The following is a 17872-nucleotide window of genomic DNA, read 5'->3' as shown; positions in this document are numbered from 1 at the left end:
AACAAAGGGGAACACATAAAATGAACGAATTAGAATACAAAAACTTTTATGATAAAGTAGGAAGATTAAATGGATGGGATTTTAGTAAAATAAAATGTGAAACTGTAGGAGATTCATGGGACTTTTATAGAGAGGTAAAAGAAAGATGCAAGCCATCACATATTTTACTAGATGTTGGTACAGGTGGAGGAGAAAATGTACTTAACATAGCATCTTCGGCTAAATTGTTAATTGGAATAGATAATTCTAATGGGATGATTGCTACAGCACATTCTAACTTAAAAAAATCAGGCATATAAAATGTTGAGTTTCTTCAAATGGATTCTGAAGCTTTAGTGTTTCCGCATGCACATTTTGATATAGCTTCAAGTTGTCATGCACCATTTACAGCGACTGAATTATCAAAAGTAATGAAAAAGGATGCTGTTTTCTTAACGCAACAAGTTAGTGAACACGATAAATTAAACTTAAAAGAAGCATTTGGTAGAGGACAATGCTTAGGTGAAAGAGATGGAACTTTAAAAGAAAAGTATATGAGGGAACTTAGTAGTGCAGGATTTGAACGCGTTCAAGTAAGTGAATATGATGTCACTGATTATTACAGTAGCCCTGAAGACCTCATTTTCTTATTAAAACATACGCCTATTATTCCTAATTTTGGAGAAGAGGAAGAAGATTTTACTATTTTACAAAAGTTCATTGACGCAAATAGTTCTGAAAAAGGGATTCGTACAAATTCAAAAAGGTTTATGATGATTGCTGTAAAATCATAATATGTTTTATTGTAAAAGTTGCTTTTCGTTTAAGGAAAGGCAGCTTTTTTGTATGGAAACAATACTATATATTAACAATGAAAGAAGCTAACATATTCATACTAAAGTTGTAGTTTTCATTTGGAAAATCCATCCTTCCGTTTGATTCTATCTATTTATAAATGTAATACAATACGAATAGATAATAAGAAACAAGGGGGAATATAACGTGATTACACATATATCAGATATAAAACTACAAACAGTTTCCATAGAAGGGGTAAAACAAGTATATAAGAATATATTATCTTTTCCAATAAAAAAAGAAACGACATCATTTATTCAATTTGAAGTAACACCTTATACAACAATTAGTTTTCAAGAAGTATATGAACCAATTGCACCTGCTCACTTTGCTTTTGAAATTCCATATTCAAAATTTCATGAAACAGTAAGATGGCTAAAGGATTCTGGATTACTCATTGTGAAATGGCAAAATGGAAATGTAATTGGTGAAGAGAATGGTTTATTCAATGTATACTTTAAAGACGGGGATGGAAATCTACTCGAAATTATCGCACATAGTTATGTTAAAGAAGATGTATTAGTACCGCAGTCCCCTTTAAATATTTTATATGTAAGGGAAATCGGACTTCCTGTTAAAAGTGTACCTGTATTTACAGAATGGTTAAAATCCAATCTAAATATGAAAACGATGAAAGATGGGGATATTTTCAACTTTGTTATAGGTGGCACTGCATACATCGTTGCAACTTGGTGGCAGCGAAGTTGGATCCCGATTGCGATGAAGGCTTTACCACCAAAAGTACACGTATCTTTCGGAACAACAGATCAAGCATTTTTACAGCAAATCCAAATTAACTTTAAGAAAAATAGTGTCCCATTTCAATGTAAACATAACGAAGTATCATTTATTGAGCAGGGATATGCATTTTCAATTGTGCATACACCAAATTTCTCTTCCGATATTCCTAGTAAATTAAACTTACCACTTTCTGTTTAAAGATAGAAAGTGGTAAGTTTTTTATATTTTCGTGGAGAAGGGTTTCAGCATAATTACACTGAATTTATAGGGGAGTATAATGTGTCAGCTTAATTTACAGTAAGGAGAGAAATGAATTGAATTTAGGAAATCCGATAGCTAAAGGGAATACAGCAGAAATCTATCTCTATGATACTAAGATTGTAAAATTATTTAATGAATATCTGCCTGATACAGAGTCTATGAATGAAGCAAAAAAACAAAAATATGCTTATTCATGCGGACTATCAGTTCCAAACGTATTTGAAGTGACAAAGATAAAAAATAGACAGGCAATTATTATGGAATACGTAAAAGGTGACAGTATAGGTGATCTCCTGCTTAATAATCTAAATGAGGCAGAGCATTACATAAATATTTGTGTGAATGAACAAAAAAAGATTCATGCTATACGTGTGAATTCGGATGAAATGGAAGCAATGGGGGAAAGGTTAGAGCGTCAAATTAAATCTGTACATAAATTGGATGAAAAACAAAAGGAAAGTATATTGAATAAGTTACATTCAATCAAATTTGAACCTAGATTATGCCATGGCGACTTCCATCCATTTAATCTAATTTTGAGTGAAAAGTATGTAAATATTATAGACTGGGTAGATGCTTGCTCAGGTGATATTCGTGCAGATGTGTTTCGTACATATTTATTGTATGCGCAGTCTTATATAGAATTAGCAGAAATGTATTTACAAATATATTGCAGTAATACTGATCTAACAAGAGATGAGATCTTTCAATGGGCTCCTATTATGATTGCAGCTAGATTTTCTGAGAAAGTATCTCCGCAAAATGAAGTGTATTTAAACATATTATTGAAGCAGTATTTATAAGTAATAAAACAAAGGTTGTTTAGTAGATAATTAATAAATAAATGCTATTGTTTAACTAAAGTTTCCTTGTAGTTAAACAACAGCATTTTTAAATATTGATATAGGTATATTTATTTTCAATCTTCATCCTATAAAGATTCATTATCCGTACTTGTTCCTCAGTTAATTCTTCCTTATTCCAATACATATGCATTAAGCTATATTCAAAAATCTCCTTTAATTTAATAAATAATGGAAACTTGTCTATCATTTCTTTAGGTAGTTCATTTTCCTCTTGATACCCTTCAAATAGTGCTTTTGTAATAGAATGCTCATAGTCAATGATATTCCCATTTCCAGCAAATGAATATTCTAAAGCACTATAAATAGGAACTGCTAAATCGAATATATAAAAATGTTTTTCACAGTCTTGAAAATCAATCATTATTAAGTTTGAATTGTTTTCAACTAAAATATTTTCTAACCATAAATCTCCGTGAATTAAGCCGTAATTTGAAATGGATTTTTGTAGCTCTTTTATAGAAGTTAAAACGTCTGATGCAATTTCTCTTATAGTAGTTTCTTCTTGAGGGATATACTTAAGAAAATTATATTCTTCATTTTCATACCAGTCGTTTATATGTTTAACTGGTTTAGTCTTTTCAAAGCTTTTAGAAATACGATGTAATTTTCCAATTTGTTTACCAAGCTTTTTAAATATATTAGAATCCCATTCGTACTTTGGTAAATGTATACCAGGCGCAGCTTTATATAATACGGCAAAAATCTCTTTATCTAATGTTAACTTTTCTACAAAATTCCCTTGTAAAGAAGGGATTATTGGTGGAACACCTAAGCCATTTTGATATAAAAAATTCGTATATGAAACTTCTTCTAATTGTTCTTCATACGCTTTATAGTTTGTAATTCTAATGAAGTATGCACCTTGTTCTGTGAGACATTTATATATTTCATTTGTTATTGGTGTAATGTTAATAAAATTCAAAGGATATAGTTTATTTATTAATTGAAGTATTTCTTTTTCTAGCTCGTTCATTGTAACGTCCTTTCCAAACTTTAATTTTTTACTAGAGAACTAAAAGATTCGTAATTTACAACATTCGTGTTTTATTTTTGATATCCTTTAAAATGAAGCATGAAGTAATTAATGGCTCATGTTATAAAACACAAGAAATATCAAAAGAAAGAAACGAATCTCTTTTATACTTTTATATAAGGAGTGAAGGAAATGAATGCACATATACAGCAGATGATTGATTGGATTGAGAGCAATTTAAAAGAAGAATTTTCATTAAATGAATTATCCCGTTATATGAGGTATTCCCCGTATTACTGTTCTTTTAAATTTCATCAAGTAACAGGTATTAGTATTAGACGTTATGTCCTTCTTAGAAAAATGTACTTGTCTACTGTAGACCTAAAACTGGATAGAAAGATAATCGATGTCGCTTTTGATTACGGGTATTCTTCGCAAGAAGCATATAGCCGAGCTTTCAAAAATGTTTTTGGGATGAATCCAAGAGACTTTAAGCTTAACAAAATGCCAATTCAATCATTTGTTAAACTCAATATAAATAAAGAAGGGGAGTTTAAAATGAATTTTTCTAGAAAATTAGAGGTTGAGCAGTTGCGTAGTGCAATGAGTGAGCTGTTTGAGAATGATGTATTAAACATATTAAATGGTCAAATGATGTATGAAGAATTTAAAAATGAAAAGCTAATGGGTGATTCTGAATATGCACCATTTAATGAGGCAATGTGTGTGAACCTGGCTACTACACAAGTTTTTAATGATGAGTTTATTAAAACAAGAGCAGAAGGACATAACAGTTCAGTAGAAAGTTATACAAAAAAGGTCATAGATCCGTTAAAAAATCTTTTTACGAAAAAGTATAAATGCATTGTTTTATGGTTTGGTGAAGATATGTTTTGCCAAATAAATCTACTTACTATTCTTTCATATCTTGAACAGTCTTGTTATGAAGGGAAAGTATACTTAAATAGTTTCAGGGAGGATGAATTTAAAGTAAATCAAATTGAACTTGAATTGGGTAATTATTCTACTATATACAATGAATTATTAGTAAACCATAAAAAGACTTCTCATAAGGTACCACCTGTAATGTATCAGGCTATAGACTTATATTTAGAAATGCTAAAAGAAGATAATATCGTAATGAAATTCATCTCTAAAAATCAAAGTTTATCAAATCAAGAATTATTAATAAAGTTGTTTCAACTTTTTCCAACAATCGGATATGGTGATTTTCAGTACATAGAATTGATAAATAAAATAAAGAAGAAAGCTGAACCTAAAATATAGGAACAGCTTCCTTCTTACAATTGTTCAAGTGACTCTAATTCACGCTCTACAAATAACATTAATTCTTTAATCGTTTCTCTAGAAAAATCAAAACGAATACCAGCTGCTTCATATACTTCAGTTAAAGATTTAGAACTACCTAATGATAATGCCTTTTTATAATTCTCTATTGCTTGTTTAGGATTTTCTTTATATTGTTTATACATTTGCAGCGCACCAAGTTGTGCGATTGCATATTCGATGTAATAGAATGGTATTTCGAATATATGTAGCACAGGTAACCAGCCAGTTGCAACCCAATTTTCATATCCCTCAATATTTACTACATTCGATTGGTAAGTGTTATGTAATTCTAAATGTTTTTCATTTCTTTCTTTAGCTGTATGATTAGGATTTTCATACATCCAATGCTGGAATTGATCAACTATAAGCATTTGTGGTAAATATTTAACAATATCTTTAAAGAAATCTATTTTTGCTTTTGTAAAGTTTTCTGTATTCCCATAAAAAGTATCCCAATACTCCATCGAAAACAATTCCATTGTCATACTAGCTAGTTCAGCTGATTCTGAAGGGATTTCTAAATACTTTTGAAGTTCTAACTGCTTCATACAATCATTATGAATACTATGGCCCATTTCATGGAGGAAAGTAGTAACATCATAATGTGTATGATTGAGATTCATGAAAATAAAAGATAATTGAGAAGCAGGTAAATATTCGCAAAATCCTCCTGGTCCTTTTCCTTTACGACTTTCTAAATCTAAGCAATTATTTTTATGCATACGTTCCAGTAATACGGAAAATTCAGGATCTAGTTTGTGTAAAATATGAGAACTTTTTTCGATTAAATCACTCGCTTTTTCAATAGGTTTTAATACTTTTTTATTTGGAGCGGTTGCTTTTAGATCCCATGGACGAAGACTATCTACTTGAAGTTCAGATGTTTTCTCATTAAATATTTTATCGATAAGTGGTACTACGTATTTACGAATAGATTCAGCAAGCTCATAGCAATCATCAGGCGTATAATCAAAACGTTCATGTTTTTTAAACATATAATCACGATAATTATCTAATTGAATGTTTTGCGCCTTTTGATGACGGATTGCGATTAATTCATTTAATATCTGTTGTAATGTATCTTCAACAGATAAAAATGTTTCAGAAATGAGCGTTTTTGCTTTTTTTCGTATATGACGATCCGGATCTTGTAAGTAAGACTGTAGTTCAGTAATTGTTTTTTCTTCACCGTCCCATTGTGCAGTTAAACCACCTGTAATTTCGAAGTACTCGGTTACTAGTTTGTCTTCGCGCACTTCTAAATCAATGTTCTTTTCACAAAATAATGTTTGCGCATTCTTAATTTTTTTATCTAGTAAGCTATACGTTTTTGGATCAAGTTCCATTCGAAAAGGGGACTCTAAATATTTAGTATCAAATGAATTTTGATAACGTTTCAAAAGAGGCCGTACATATTGTTGATCATATTCAAAAGTATCTTTTATTTCTTTATTATCTGTATTACATTGAAAAGCGATATAATGTGATCTTAATTGTTCTTCAATTTCCCAAATTACTTTTGATTGCTCTTTTAACCAGTTTTCAAGGTCTAGTTTTGAAGAAATCCTTTTATTTAATAAAGTCGAAAGAGTTTTTTCCAATTGTAGTACATTACTAATATCAATCGTATTTACACGTTGCATTATATATCCCTCACTTTTTATTTATTCATGAAGATATTCTATTTATTAATTGTAATTTCCTTGTTAAGAGGAGAAAATGTGAAATAATGTTAAAATTTAAAGTGATAGAAGGGATGTATTTCTGTTTGCTTGAGAATGAGGAATCTTTTTAAGTCCTTGCATAAGGGAGTGAAATAATGTATAAGTATTTACATATTTTTAATGATATAGAAAACATGATTCAACATGGAGTGATAAAAGAAGGAAAGAAATTACCGTCTATACGATCACTTGTTACGCAATATGAATGTAATAAGGCGACAGTTATACGGGCACTACATGAATTAGAAAAGCGTCATATTATTTATTCCGTCCCTCAAAGTGGATACTACGTTGTTCGAAAATCAGGGAGTACTATAGAAAATAACGAGATAATTGATTTTGCTTCCTCAGCACCAGATCCAGATGTTTTTCCATATTTAGATTTTCAACATTGTATTAATAAAGCCATTGATACATATAAAAATGACTTGTTTGTATATGGCACGCCGAAAGGTTTACCGTCTTTAATTCCAGTCATTCAAAAACAATTAGCAAACTATCAAGTCTTCACTAAAGAAGAAAATATTTTTATAACGTCTGGTGTACAGCAGGCACTTGCAATATTAACTTCTATACCATTTCCAAATGAAAATGAAACGATATTAATTGAACAACCAACATATCATCTATATATTGAATATCTAGAAATAAACAAAATTCCTGTAATCGGTATTAAACGTACGAATGAAGGGATTGACTTAAATGAATTGGAACGTATTTTTCGAACAGGTAAAATAAAATTCTTTTATACAATACCAAGATATCATCATCCGCTCGGAACTTCTTATTCTAAAGATGAGAAAGAAAAAATCGTGTTATTGGCTAAGAAATATAATGTATTTATAGTGGAAGATGATTATTTAGCAGATTTAGAAACGGATTCAAAAGCAGATCCATTATATAGCTTGGATAATGGGAATCATGTCATATATTTGAAAAGTTATTCAAAGATTATTTTTCCAGGTTTACGAGTTGGAGTTGCGGTCATTCCGCCATCCATTGCAAATGATTTCCATAAATATAAAAAGATTTTAGATATCGATAGCCCTATGATATCCCAAGCTGCTTTAGAAATTTATATAAAGAGTGGCATGTTTGAACGTCATAAAAATAAAATTAAATCTTCCTATCACGATAGATCTAAAAAATTAGCAGAAACATTAGAAAGAATGCATAATGAAAACCCGCTTTTATTTACATATACAAAGCAAAATGCAATTGGAATCCACACTTGTTTAGAATTACATAAAACGAGTATTTCAGAAATGTTTTTCCAAAGACTAAGTGAAAAACAAATAAGTATTGATACAATTGATAAAAATTATGTGAGAGGTTTTCCGAAAGAAAGACTATTAAAGTTAAACGTAACGAATGTGAAGGAAGATAGGATTGAAGTAGGAATTCGTAAAGTAATTGAGGAAATCAAACAAGTGGAGCGTACAACCTTTCAATTTAAAAAAGAAAAAAATGAAAAAGGAGGTTTGTTGTGAGGCGCAAAATAATTCTCTTGTTTGTGTGTATCGCTATAATAATTGAGAATATTGTTGCGACTGCATATTATAATAAAGATGATAATTATAATCCTTAAAAGATACATGGCTAGATTTATCAGAAGATAATCCCTACAGCCAATTCTTAATTACGGGGTTATAGCGGGTGTAAAGCAATTAGAACGTGATCTGATCCGTAGGCGGAAACATAAAGGGATTGAACTGAATAAGAAAGAAGGAAAATTTAAAGGTTGGTTAAAGAAATATCATAAAAATCATGCAGGAATGAATTATGCAGTAAAGCTTTATGAAGAGGTAGATATGAATGTAAATCAAATTTGTGAAATTACAAATGTGTCTAGGGCCTAATTATGTAGAAAGCTATCGGAAAGGAACAGTTGATGAGTTATACTAAAAATCAGAAATATATAATAAGGGATAAATTCCATAGAGAGGTGGAATTACATGCCTAAAATTGATAATATGTTAGCGATTCTATGGATGCTTCGCTCAGGTAAAAAAATTACTGCAAAACAAATTTCAGAAAAGTTAGAGATGAATATAAGGACTGTGTATCGCTATATTGATACAATTTCAACAAGTGGTGTACCTATAATTTCAGAACCAGGACATAACGGTGGATACACTTTATTGAACAATTTTATTGAGGCTCCTCTTTTCTTTGATTTTGAGGAGCAAACTTCACTATTTCACGCTGCTGTTTTTGCAGAAGAAGCCGGATATTATGGAGGTGAAGCATTAAATAGGGCCATTTCAAAACTAAGTAAATACTCAAATCAAGAGCAGGAAGCAAAGATAAACCGACATTTAAGTAGTCTAGAAGTAATAAGTCGATTTAGTTCATCCTCTATGGAACATTTTTTGAAGGAGTTGGAGCAGGCCGTAACTGATGGGTATTCAGTAAAAATTCTTTATTATAAAAGTGGGAAAAAGCAATTAAATTATAGATTGGTCGATCCGTACAGAATTATCTATTGGAATAATAAGTGGTATGTAATTGGATTTTGTCATCTTAGGAATGATATCCGTAGTTTTAGAGTAGATCGAATTGAAAATTTAATACTAACCGAAAATAAGTTTAACCGGCCAGAAAATTTTTCAGCACGTGACTTTTTTATAAAAAACCTTCTTCCAACTATAGAAGATAAGGAAGGGATTATTTCTTTGGTTATTAGTGGGGATAAAAGTGTATTGGCTGATATTTGCCAACATTGGTTTTTAGGACATTATTTACAAGTGCGGACTTCAAATAAAGCAGTTTTTCTTCTTGAAAAAGATATGATACATACATATGTACCTTATTTACTTTTACCGTACAATAAATCTATTAAAGTTATTGAGCCAATAAGTCTTAAGAAAAGACTTATTGAAGTTCTGTCGGAATTAATAAAATTTCATGAAGTATGATAACTTCCCTGACGTTAACTGTCAGGGAAGTTATATTATAATATCCATATCAATTGTGATTGGAGTGATATGGGATGCAAACAAAAAAAGTTTTTCTATATGTATTTAATACAATGTCGGACTGGGAATATGGATATTTAATTACCGAACTAAATTCAGGAAGATATTTTAAAAAAGATTTAGTACCTTTAAAAGTAATTACAGTAGGAGCTAATAAAGAAATGATTACTACTATGGGGGGATTGAGCATAAAACCAGATATTTCCCTTGATGAATGTACTTTTGAGAGTAAAGATCTTTTAATTTTACCAGGAGGGACTACTTGGAGTGAAGAGATTCATCAACCTATCTTGGAAAGAGTTGGCCAAGCTTTAAAGTTTGGTACTATTGTTGCTGCAATTTGTGGTGCAACTGAGGCCCTTGCAAATATGGGATACTTAGATACTAGAAAGCATACAAGTAATAATTTAGAATACACTAAAATGGTATGTCCTAACTATAAAGGAGAAAAGTTCTACGAGTTGGGATCTGCGGTATCTGATGCGAATTTAGTTACTGCATCAGGAATAGCTCCTCTGGAATTTGCGATGGAAGTACTGAAAAAATTAGATGTATTTGCACCAGATACATTACATGCATGGTATAACCTAAATAAGACTCATAAACCTGAATACTTCTTCGAGTTAATGAATTCATTAAATAGCTGAGCTGAAAAATCAACTTAGCAGATTTATATTTGTTTAAATAATTACCATGCTCTAGACAATGTCAAAGCATGGTTTTTAAATATAACTTAAAAATGGTTATGGAGTAATGAAAAAGCCCAATTTCTCTATGAATTAACGGTGAAGTTGGGCTTTTTAGTATTGAAAATTCCTAAACGTTGTAAATCCGTATTTTCGTGACGTTACATACCCATCAACTTAAGAAAAGTAAACACCGCAAAAACAAAAATATGAGCTGACTTCTTAAAATAACTAACTGTAGAGAAAGAAAAATTTCATTTAGTGGGTACTTCAAAACCTTAGCTTGATTGCGATGGGGTCACCATATCAAAAAAAAGAAAATTGTGCGTTTAGACATATTTTTCAACCGCTTCCTGTACGTTAAGGGACTCGTTATTTTTTTTACAGTTTTTTATTATGAAATTCTAAATAACTAATTATAATAGGTGAAAAAAACGATCAATAGTTGGGGTACGAAAAGGATTCGAATTTACATTCTTTCTCAATACATATTATGGGTAAATAAAGTAAAATATGGGTTGGAGCTATGTCTCATGTTGTGTTAATCCTAACAATAAATAAGGGTACATAATATGCTTTCATACCTTTAAATAATTTTGTAATAGAAGGGATGGAGATTTAACCGGCTCAAATTGTTGGTATTGATAGATACCTTTGTACTGGGGCTTTAATCTATATGCGTGAGGGCCTTTCCCTAAGTCTTGTCAGGAAGTAAGGAACAGTAAGCAAACACTTATACAATATGAATAGAGGAGAGGAATGCCTTATGAAAATACGTAGTCAAATTACATGTGCAAGTCTGGCCCTTTTAATAGCTGGAAGTTCCCTGTTATATACAACACCAACCTCAATTGTAAAAGCAGAGCCCACTCAAAATGTATCTAGTTCGTTACAAACAAATACTCAACGAGATCGTACTTCCGTCAAGCAAGCAATGCGGGATACATTGCAACTTGGATACCCGGGGATACTGGCTAAAACTTCTGAGGGTGGAAAAACGTGGGGGTATGCCTCTGGAATAGCGGATCTGAGAACCAAGAAACCAATGAAAACAGATTTTCGCTTTCGCATTGGGAGTGTGACGAAGACGTTCACCGCAACAGTTGTACTTCAATTAGCTGGAGAGAATCGCCTGAATCTAGACGACTACATCGAAGACTGGTTGCCTGGTGTCATTCAAGGAAATGGATATGATGGTAACAAGATTACTATCCGGCATATATTGAACCATACAAGTGGTATCGCTGAATACTCAAGGTCAAAAGACGCTGATTTTACGGATACAAAAAAATCGTATACGGCTGAAGAGTTAGTGAAGATGGGTGTTTCTTTGCCTCCAGACTTTGCCCCAGGAAAGGGCTGGTCTTATTCAAACACAGGATACGTATTACTGGGCATTCTTATTGAAAAAGTAACCAGAAACAGCTATGCGGAAGAGATTGAAAATCGGATTATTGAACCACTTGAATTGTCGAATACATTCCTACCAGGCAATTCAAGTGTTATTCCAGGCACTAACCATGCCCGTGGATATGCCCAACCAGACGGAGCAAGTGAGCTAAAAGACGTTACTTATTATAACCCAAGTGCAGGTAGCTCGGCTGGAGATATGATTTCTACTGCTGACGACTTAAACAAATTCTTCTCTTACTTGCTCGGTGGCAAATTACTGAAGGAACAGCAACTAAAACAAATGCTTACTACAGTTCCTACAGGAAAAGAAGGAATCGATGGATATGGTCTTGGAATCTATGAAACTAAGCTTCCAAGCGGTGTCTCGATATGGGGACACACAGGTGGCATTCTAGGGTTTACAACTCTTGTTGGAGGTACACTTGGAGGCAAGCATACGTTGGTTGTCAATTGGAATAGTTTGGGTAGAACTGACAGTCCTAATCCTTTTAAAAATATTTTACTTGCTGAATTTAGCAAGTAGGAAAAAAGGGAAAATTTACCGTAGTTTTCATAGTTAAAAATATACTTTTCTGGTTCAAAAGCCCCACCTTATTTTCGAGAAAAATTTGGGGCTTTTTTTGTTTTGGTGGCGTTTATTCTCCTTAAGTTGATGGATGTGGGGTAGCCCCACATTACTATCAAGCTAAGGTTTTAATATATCTCCTAAATGAACATTTTCTTTTTCTACAGGTAGTTACTTTGAGAAGGTAACTTATTTTTTCGTTTTAAGGGCGTTTATTTTTCTTAAGCTGATGGATATGGAGTATCCGCCCTAAGTTAAATAAATTTTGACGTAAAAACCAGTGGTTTTAACAACGTTAGGAGTGTTTCATGCAGCACAATGTCATTTGTGTTGTATTGCAAGAAGAAAAATTACATTAGAAAAGAGCCAGAATTCATCCTGTTAAGGGTAAATCGACTCTTAATATTTAAAAGGATGGTAAAAAGAAACACAGAAGTAAAAAAACTGTGTTTCTTTTTGATTAATATATTTACTGAACTTTACGGCACAGATGTTCCTTCTATCCTATTATAAAAGCGATTCTGAAAGTAAGTAATTTGTAAGAAATGGGTAAGAAAAAAGAAATTTTCATTGTGTATGATAAAAATATAAAGAGGCGTGAAAGGCGGAACAGATATGACTTATATATGAAAAACAGACCAGTAACAAGGCTGTTTCAAGGAAAAGAAGTAATTTATGTGGTTAACATATGTGTGGAAAAAGAGGGATTTACCCAGGACAGAATAGCGTTTGTAAAAATAATAAATATGAAGATGATTACGAATTCAATGTTGACCTTTTTTCATTGGTGGAGATGGTAGCTGTGTGGTTAATACGAAATAGCAAGAAACCACCTATACAATATGAATAGAGGAGAGGAATGCCCTATGAAAACACGTAGTCAAATTACATGTGCAAGTCTGGCCCTTTTAATAGCTGGAAGTTCTCTGTTATACACAACGCCGACCTTAATTGCAAAAGCAGAACCTACTCAAAGTGTATCTAGTTCGGTACAAACAAGTACTCAACGAGATCGTAATTCTGTCAAGCAAGCAGTGCGGGATACATTGCAACTTGGATTCCCGGGGATACTTGCTAAAGTTTCTAAGGGTGGAAAAACATGGAGTTATGCAGCTGGGGTAGCGGATCTAAGTACCAAGAAACCAATGAAAACAGATTTTCGATTCCGAATTGGCAGCGTGACAAAGACGTTCACTGCAACAGTTATACTTCAATTAGCAGGAGAAAACCGCTTGAATCTAGACGATTCTATTGAAAAATGGTTGCCTGGTGTCATTCAAGGAAATGAATATGATGATAAATAGATTACTATCCGGCAATTATTGAACCACACAAGTGGTATCGCTAATTACACAAGGTCAAAGGATTTTAATATCATGGATACAAAAAAACCTTATACTGCTGAAGAATTAGTAAAGATGGGAATATCCATGCCTCCAGATTTTGCTCCAGGAAAGAGCTGGTCGTATTCAAATACAGGATACGTATTACTAGGGATTCTTATTGAAAAAGTAACTGGTAACAGCTATGCGGAAGAAATTGAAAATCGAATTATTGAACCACTTGAATTATCGAATACATTCTTACCCGGAAATTCAAGCGTGATTTCAGGAATCAAGCATGCCCGTGGATATATCCAATTAGACAGAGCAAGTGAGCCAAAAGATGTTACTGATTATAACCCAAGTATGGGGAGCTCGGCCGGAGATATGATTTCTACAGCTGATGATTTAAACAAATTCTTCTCTTATTTACTTGGGGGTAAATTACTAAAAGAACAGCAACTAAAACAAATGCTTACTACAGTTCCAACAGGAGAAGCTGCACTTGGCAGATATGGTCTTGGAATCTATGAAGCTAAGCTTCCAAACGGTGTCTCAATATGGGGACACGGAGGTAGCATTCCAGGGTTTGTTACTTTTGCTGGAGGCACACTTGGAGGCAAGCATACATTAGCTGTCAATTTGAACAGCCTTAATGCTGATAGTCCTGATCCTTTTAAAAATATTTTACTTGCTGAATTTAGCAAGTAAACCAAAAGGAAGAACAGATAAATTTTATCATATTTTCATAGTTAAACAAATAAATGATGAAATTGATTACTTATCTAAGGAGGCAATTCCCTCATGAAAAATAAACTAACTGGTGTATTAGCCGTTACATTAGCGCTAACTATGATTCTACCAACAGGGGCGAAAGCATTTTCTGACAGTAAGACTACAGTTGTATCTAACGCAGAAGTAGCTAGCCAAGAGTTGAAGAAGATTGCAGCAGAGAAGGCTGCGCTACTTACGAAGTCCCATGGGACGACTAGCGTGCAGTATGCGCTAATTGATAATGGCAAGCTTACTTTGTCGGGGCAGGCTGGAAAGAACGATATGGAAGGGGAACAGCCACTAACCAAAGATACTCTATACGGGATTGGTTCAGTCAGTAAAATGTATGCAACAGCGGCTGTAATGAAATTGGTCGACGAAGGAAAAGTCGATTTGGATGCTCCTGTGGTCAACTATGTTCCTGATTTTAATATGAAAGATGTGCGGTACAAACGCATTACCCCGCGTATGCTGTTGAATCACTCCTCTGGCTTGCAAGGTTCAACGTTAAGTAATGCATTTTTATTTAACGATAATGATACCTATTCCCATGATTTCTTGTTGCAGCAATTGTCCAACCAGAGCCTGAAAGCAGACCCTGGCGCGTTCTCGGTATACTGCAACGATGGCTTTACGCTGGCCGAAATTTTGGTGGAAAGAGTCAGCGGTATGAGCTTTACCAAATTTCTACATCAATGGTTTACAGAACCCTTAAAGATGAATCATACAAAAACGCCGCAGGACAAATGGAGAGACGAAAAGCGGGCTGGACTTTATTTTCCGGCGTACCATGGGCAGCTTCCAATTGAATCTGTGAATGTGATTGGTACGGGAGGGGTCTCTTCCACGGCAGAAGATATGGTACGATTCTCACAATTATTTATAGGACAGGGAAAAGGGATCCTCTCTGATAAGGTAGTCAAGGCGATGGAGCAAGAGGAATATAAAAAAGGAATGTGGCCGGGGGATGGAGATAATATTTTTAACTATGGTCTTGGCTGGGATAGTGTGAAACTATACCCATTCAGTGAATATGGGATAAAAGGCTTGGCTAAGGGCGGCGACACGGCACTGCAACATGCTATACTGGTTGTGCTTCCGGAACAGAAAATGGCAGCGGCTGTGTTGTCATCCGGTGGACGAAGCTCTACAAATCAACTGCTGGCAACGGAATTGCTGCTCGCCACGCTTAAAGAGAAGGGTACAATTAAGAACATCAAGCCTAACAAATCTTTTGGAAAGCCGGTTAAGGTCAAGATGCCTCAAGACGTGGCAAAGAAAGCGGGATTTTATGGAAATAGCGAAACTCATTTCAAAATTGAAATTACGAAGAATGGAGAACTGTTCTTACCATCTAATCAAGAAGAAACATATGTATATACTGCGGATGGAAGCTTTATTAATGAGAAGGGTACTTCTAAGCTCAACTTTGTCACCGAGAAGAATGGAAGAACTTATTTGAGGGAGAGCACATATAAATCGACACCAGACTTAGGGCAAGGTGTGATGACTCACTATTTAGCCGAGAAACTAGAAGACAATGTGCTATCGAAGAAAACCGCTGCCGCATGGGCGAAGCGGGAAGGTGTTAAATTCTATCTCGTGAATGAGAAATTTAGTTCTATTGAATATCTCGTACAACCGAAACTTATTACCACACAAATTACTCGTAAGGAAGGCCTGGCGGGCTATTGGGAGGGCAGAAAAATTACAGGTCCGAACACCGCGACGCATCAGCTCCAAATCCCCGTGATGAATGGCCGTGATACGACGGAAACGCATTTCTATACAGAAGGCGGCAATGAATATATGGAAATGGCCGGGTTGTTATACGTAAGTGGAACCAACGTAAAACCACTTGATGCTGGCCAATCATCCAAAGTTACGCTGCAAGCAAATGGGCATGCTAAATGGTTTACGATCCCGCAAGCGGCAGCAGGAAAAAGGATGACCGTGACATTGCCATCAAAGGGTGCGTTCGCGGTGTATGATGAGAATGGAGTATGCGTCAACTTTACCATCGTGAGCGGCAATAACAAAGTAAAACTGCCGAAAAATGGAACGGTTGTAATTGCTGGGGCACCGAATTCAGAATTTGCAATTACGTTGAACTAGCTACAATTCAAGATGGACTTCAACAAAACCAGTACGAAATAGGAACGGTGTTTTGCTGGTTTTGTTTGTATTTACATATTATCTTTAAGAAGAGAATTTCAACGAATAATATCACGCTCAAACTCTGCAAAAACAGCTATCATACCAATTCAGGGCAATCATCATTTGCTCCATTAATCTTCTTGATGTAAATACGTTCGCAGCCGGTATTATGATGTACAAGCCCTATACGATACAGGAATTATCCGAGGTGTTTCAGCTACTAAGTTTACGCCATATGGCACACTCACACGTCAACAGGCTGCACTTATGTTTGAACGAACTCTAGAATATCTAGGTGTAGAAAAAGAGTCAAATATAGGGTCCTACCACATCGCTATCAAGCTAAGAAGAGTAAATACCCCCAGAACGAAATTTTGTGCTAACTTGTAGCAAAAAAGCTCATTTTTTTGTTTTGGGGTAATTCGGAATTCTTAAGTTGATGGGCATGTGACGTTACCCCTATACAAGGAAATATGATAGTAATCATATACCGAAGTGATAGAACTGAGTTATAAAAAGTAGAAGAAAAGTGTTACGTTAATACTTTTTAGAGCACTCAATTATTGAGTGCTCTTTTTGTTTAGGACATAATTGTTTTAAATGGAAATAAACTACCAATAAATGATATCCTTAAAGTATAGCATTTACTTTGAATAGGAGGGTAATCGAGTCTATGGGGGTACGTATAGTCGATGATTTACAACAATTATCGTTGTTACTTATGTTCTTTAGTACATTTATATTTTACAGATACTTAAAAAAGGTAAGACGAGAGAGAAAATTAAATGGTTTTGAATGGACAATGTATTTTGTCACTCAATTTGCGACATTAATTTGGGCAGTCACTTATTTTATTAAACACTTAGCTGAATCCTAATTTCTATTCATTTCATCTAGCTTCCTGTTATCTATTAGGGATATAAATATAGTCCGTATATAAATCAATGACAACATCGCTCGTGATGACTTCTTGTAGTAATTTTGGAATTTTTTCATAATGGTACTATACACAAAATAAGCTTAGAAGATCTTCATTAGATATCTCTTCATTTTTTACATGTAAATACATTGTTCTTAATTCGTTTAGAGAATAGTTACGGCCAATAGCATACTCATTCATTCTGTATCCATCAAATTCAATTATCATATTATCACTGTTGGTTGCTAGCCAACTTTATAGCTTAAATTTTAGATGAATCTATTATACATTGTTTGAAATTTAGTG

At 33.7% G+C, this 17872-nt stretch carries 11 protein-coding genes and 5 pseudogenes; 13 read left to right on the top strand and 3 right to left on the bottom strand.

The genetic code is table 11. The annotated features are described in order from the left end of the window. The first annotated feature begins 20 nt into the window (after positions 1-20). The 3 genes and pseudogenes from AC1Q8N_RS03630 to AC1Q8N_RS03620 all read left to right on the top strand — a co-directional run bounded on the left by AC1Q8N_RS03630 (position 21) and on the right by AC1Q8N_RS03620 (position 2642). Positions 21-773, top strand: a pseudogene (locus AC1Q8N_RS03630) (class I SAM-dependent methyltransferase). Between the two features lie 208 nt (positions 774-981). Next, positions 982-1776 (top strand): VOC family protein, encoded by a 795-nt coding sequence (locus AC1Q8N_RS03625; RefSeq protein WP_098077194.1) that lies wholly within the window; start codon positions 982-984, stop codon positions 1774-1776. A gap of 116 nt (positions 1777-1892) precedes the next feature. After that, complete coding sequence (locus AC1Q8N_RS03620; protein WP_098077197.1) at positions 1893-2642, top strand: aminoglycoside phosphotransferase family protein; 750 nt, start codon at positions 1893-1895, stop codon at positions 2640-2642. Positions 2643-2730: 88 nt separating this feature from the next. Here the strand turns inward: AC1Q8N_RS03620 and AC1Q8N_RS03615 are convergent, their stop codons facing one another. Then, positions 2731-3678 carry a phosphotransferase enzyme family protein gene (locus tag AC1Q8N_RS03615; protein WP_098077200.1) on the bottom strand — a complete coding sequence of 316 codons (948 nt, stop codon included), beginning with the start codon at positions 3676-3678 and terminating at the stop codon, positions 2731-2733. A 192-nt stretch (positions 3679-3870) separates the two neighbouring features. Between AC1Q8N_RS03615 and AC1Q8N_RS03610 the strand changes: the two genes are divergently transcribed. Continuing rightward, a complete protein-coding gene (locus AC1Q8N_RS03610; RefSeq protein ID WP_141519973.1) occupies positions 3871-4965 on the top strand; it encodes a helix-turn-helix transcriptional regulator in 1095 nt (364 codons plus the stop codon). 14 nt (positions 4966-4979) lie between these two features. On the opposite strand, the gene AC1Q8N_RS03605 is transcribed toward AC1Q8N_RS03610, so the two are convergent. Then, a complete protein-coding gene (locus AC1Q8N_RS03605; RefSeq protein ID WP_098077206.1) occupies positions 4980-6671 on the bottom strand; it encodes a M3 family oligoendopeptidase in 1692 nt (563 codons plus the stop codon). 176 nt (positions 6672-6847) lie between these two features. Here AC1Q8N_RS03605 and AC1Q8N_RS03600 point away from each other — a divergent pair, with 176 nt between their 5' ends. The 9 genes and pseudogenes from AC1Q8N_RS03600 (at position 6848) to AC1Q8N_RS03560 (ending at position 17524) form a co-directional block, all read left to right on the top strand. Continuing rightward, positions 6848-8242, top strand: a complete 1395-nt coding sequence (locus tag AC1Q8N_RS03600; protein ID WP_098077210.1) for an aminotransferase-like domain-containing protein — start codon at positions 6848-6850, stop codon at positions 8240-8242. 91 nt (positions 8243-8333) lie between these two features. Further along, a pseudogene (locus AC1Q8N_RS03595) lies at positions 8334-8611 on the top strand (helix-turn-helix domain-containing protein); the annotation flags it as partial. Positions 8612-8707: 96 nt separating this feature from the next. Beyond that, positions 8708-9670 (top strand): helix-turn-helix transcriptional regulator, encoded by a 963-nt coding sequence (locus AC1Q8N_RS03590; protein WP_087985879.1) that lies wholly within the window; start codon positions 8708-8710, stop codon positions 9668-9670. A gap of 74 nt (positions 9671-9744) precedes the next feature. After that, positions 9745-10377, top strand: a complete 633-nt coding sequence (locus AC1Q8N_RS03585) for a type 1 glutamine amidotransferase family protein (RefSeq protein WP_048547050.1) — start codon at positions 9745-9747, stop codon at positions 10375-10377. An 805-nt stretch (positions 10378-11182) separates the two neighbouring features. Further along, complete coding sequence (locus AC1Q8N_RS03580; protein WP_098077215.1) at positions 11183-12352, top strand: serine hydrolase domain-containing protein; 1170 nt, start codon at positions 11183-11185, stop codon at positions 12350-12352. 908 nt (positions 12353-13260) lie between these two features. Next, positions 13261-14427, top strand: a pseudogene (locus AC1Q8N_RS03575) (serine hydrolase domain-containing protein). A 93-nt stretch (positions 14428-14520) separates the two neighbouring features. Further along, positions 14521-16605 (top strand): serine hydrolase domain-containing protein, encoded by a 2085-nt coding sequence (locus AC1Q8N_RS03570; RefSeq protein WP_098077218.1) that lies wholly within the window; start codon positions 14521-14523, stop codon positions 16603-16605. A 222-nt stretch (positions 16606-16827) separates the two neighbouring features. Next, a pseudogene (locus AC1Q8N_RS03565) lies at positions 16828-17037 on the top strand (S-layer homology domain-containing protein); the annotation flags it as partial. A 283-nt stretch (positions 17038-17320) separates the two neighbouring features. Further along, a complete protein-coding gene (locus AC1Q8N_RS03560; RefSeq protein WP_048547052.1) occupies positions 17321-17524 on the top strand; it encodes a hypothetical protein in 204 nt (67 codons plus the stop codon). Between the two features lie 27 nt (positions 17525-17551). Here AC1Q8N_RS03560 and AC1Q8N_RS03555 read toward each other — a convergent pair. After that, positions 17552-17794, bottom strand: a pseudogene (locus AC1Q8N_RS03555) (hypothetical protein). Positions 17795-17872: the final 78 nt, after the last annotated feature.

Source organism: Bacillus sp. GW823-FHT06B01 (assembly GCF_058952315.1).
Note: the sequence above shows the minus strand (reverse complement) of the source record. Positions and strands in the feature narration are given on the sequence as shown.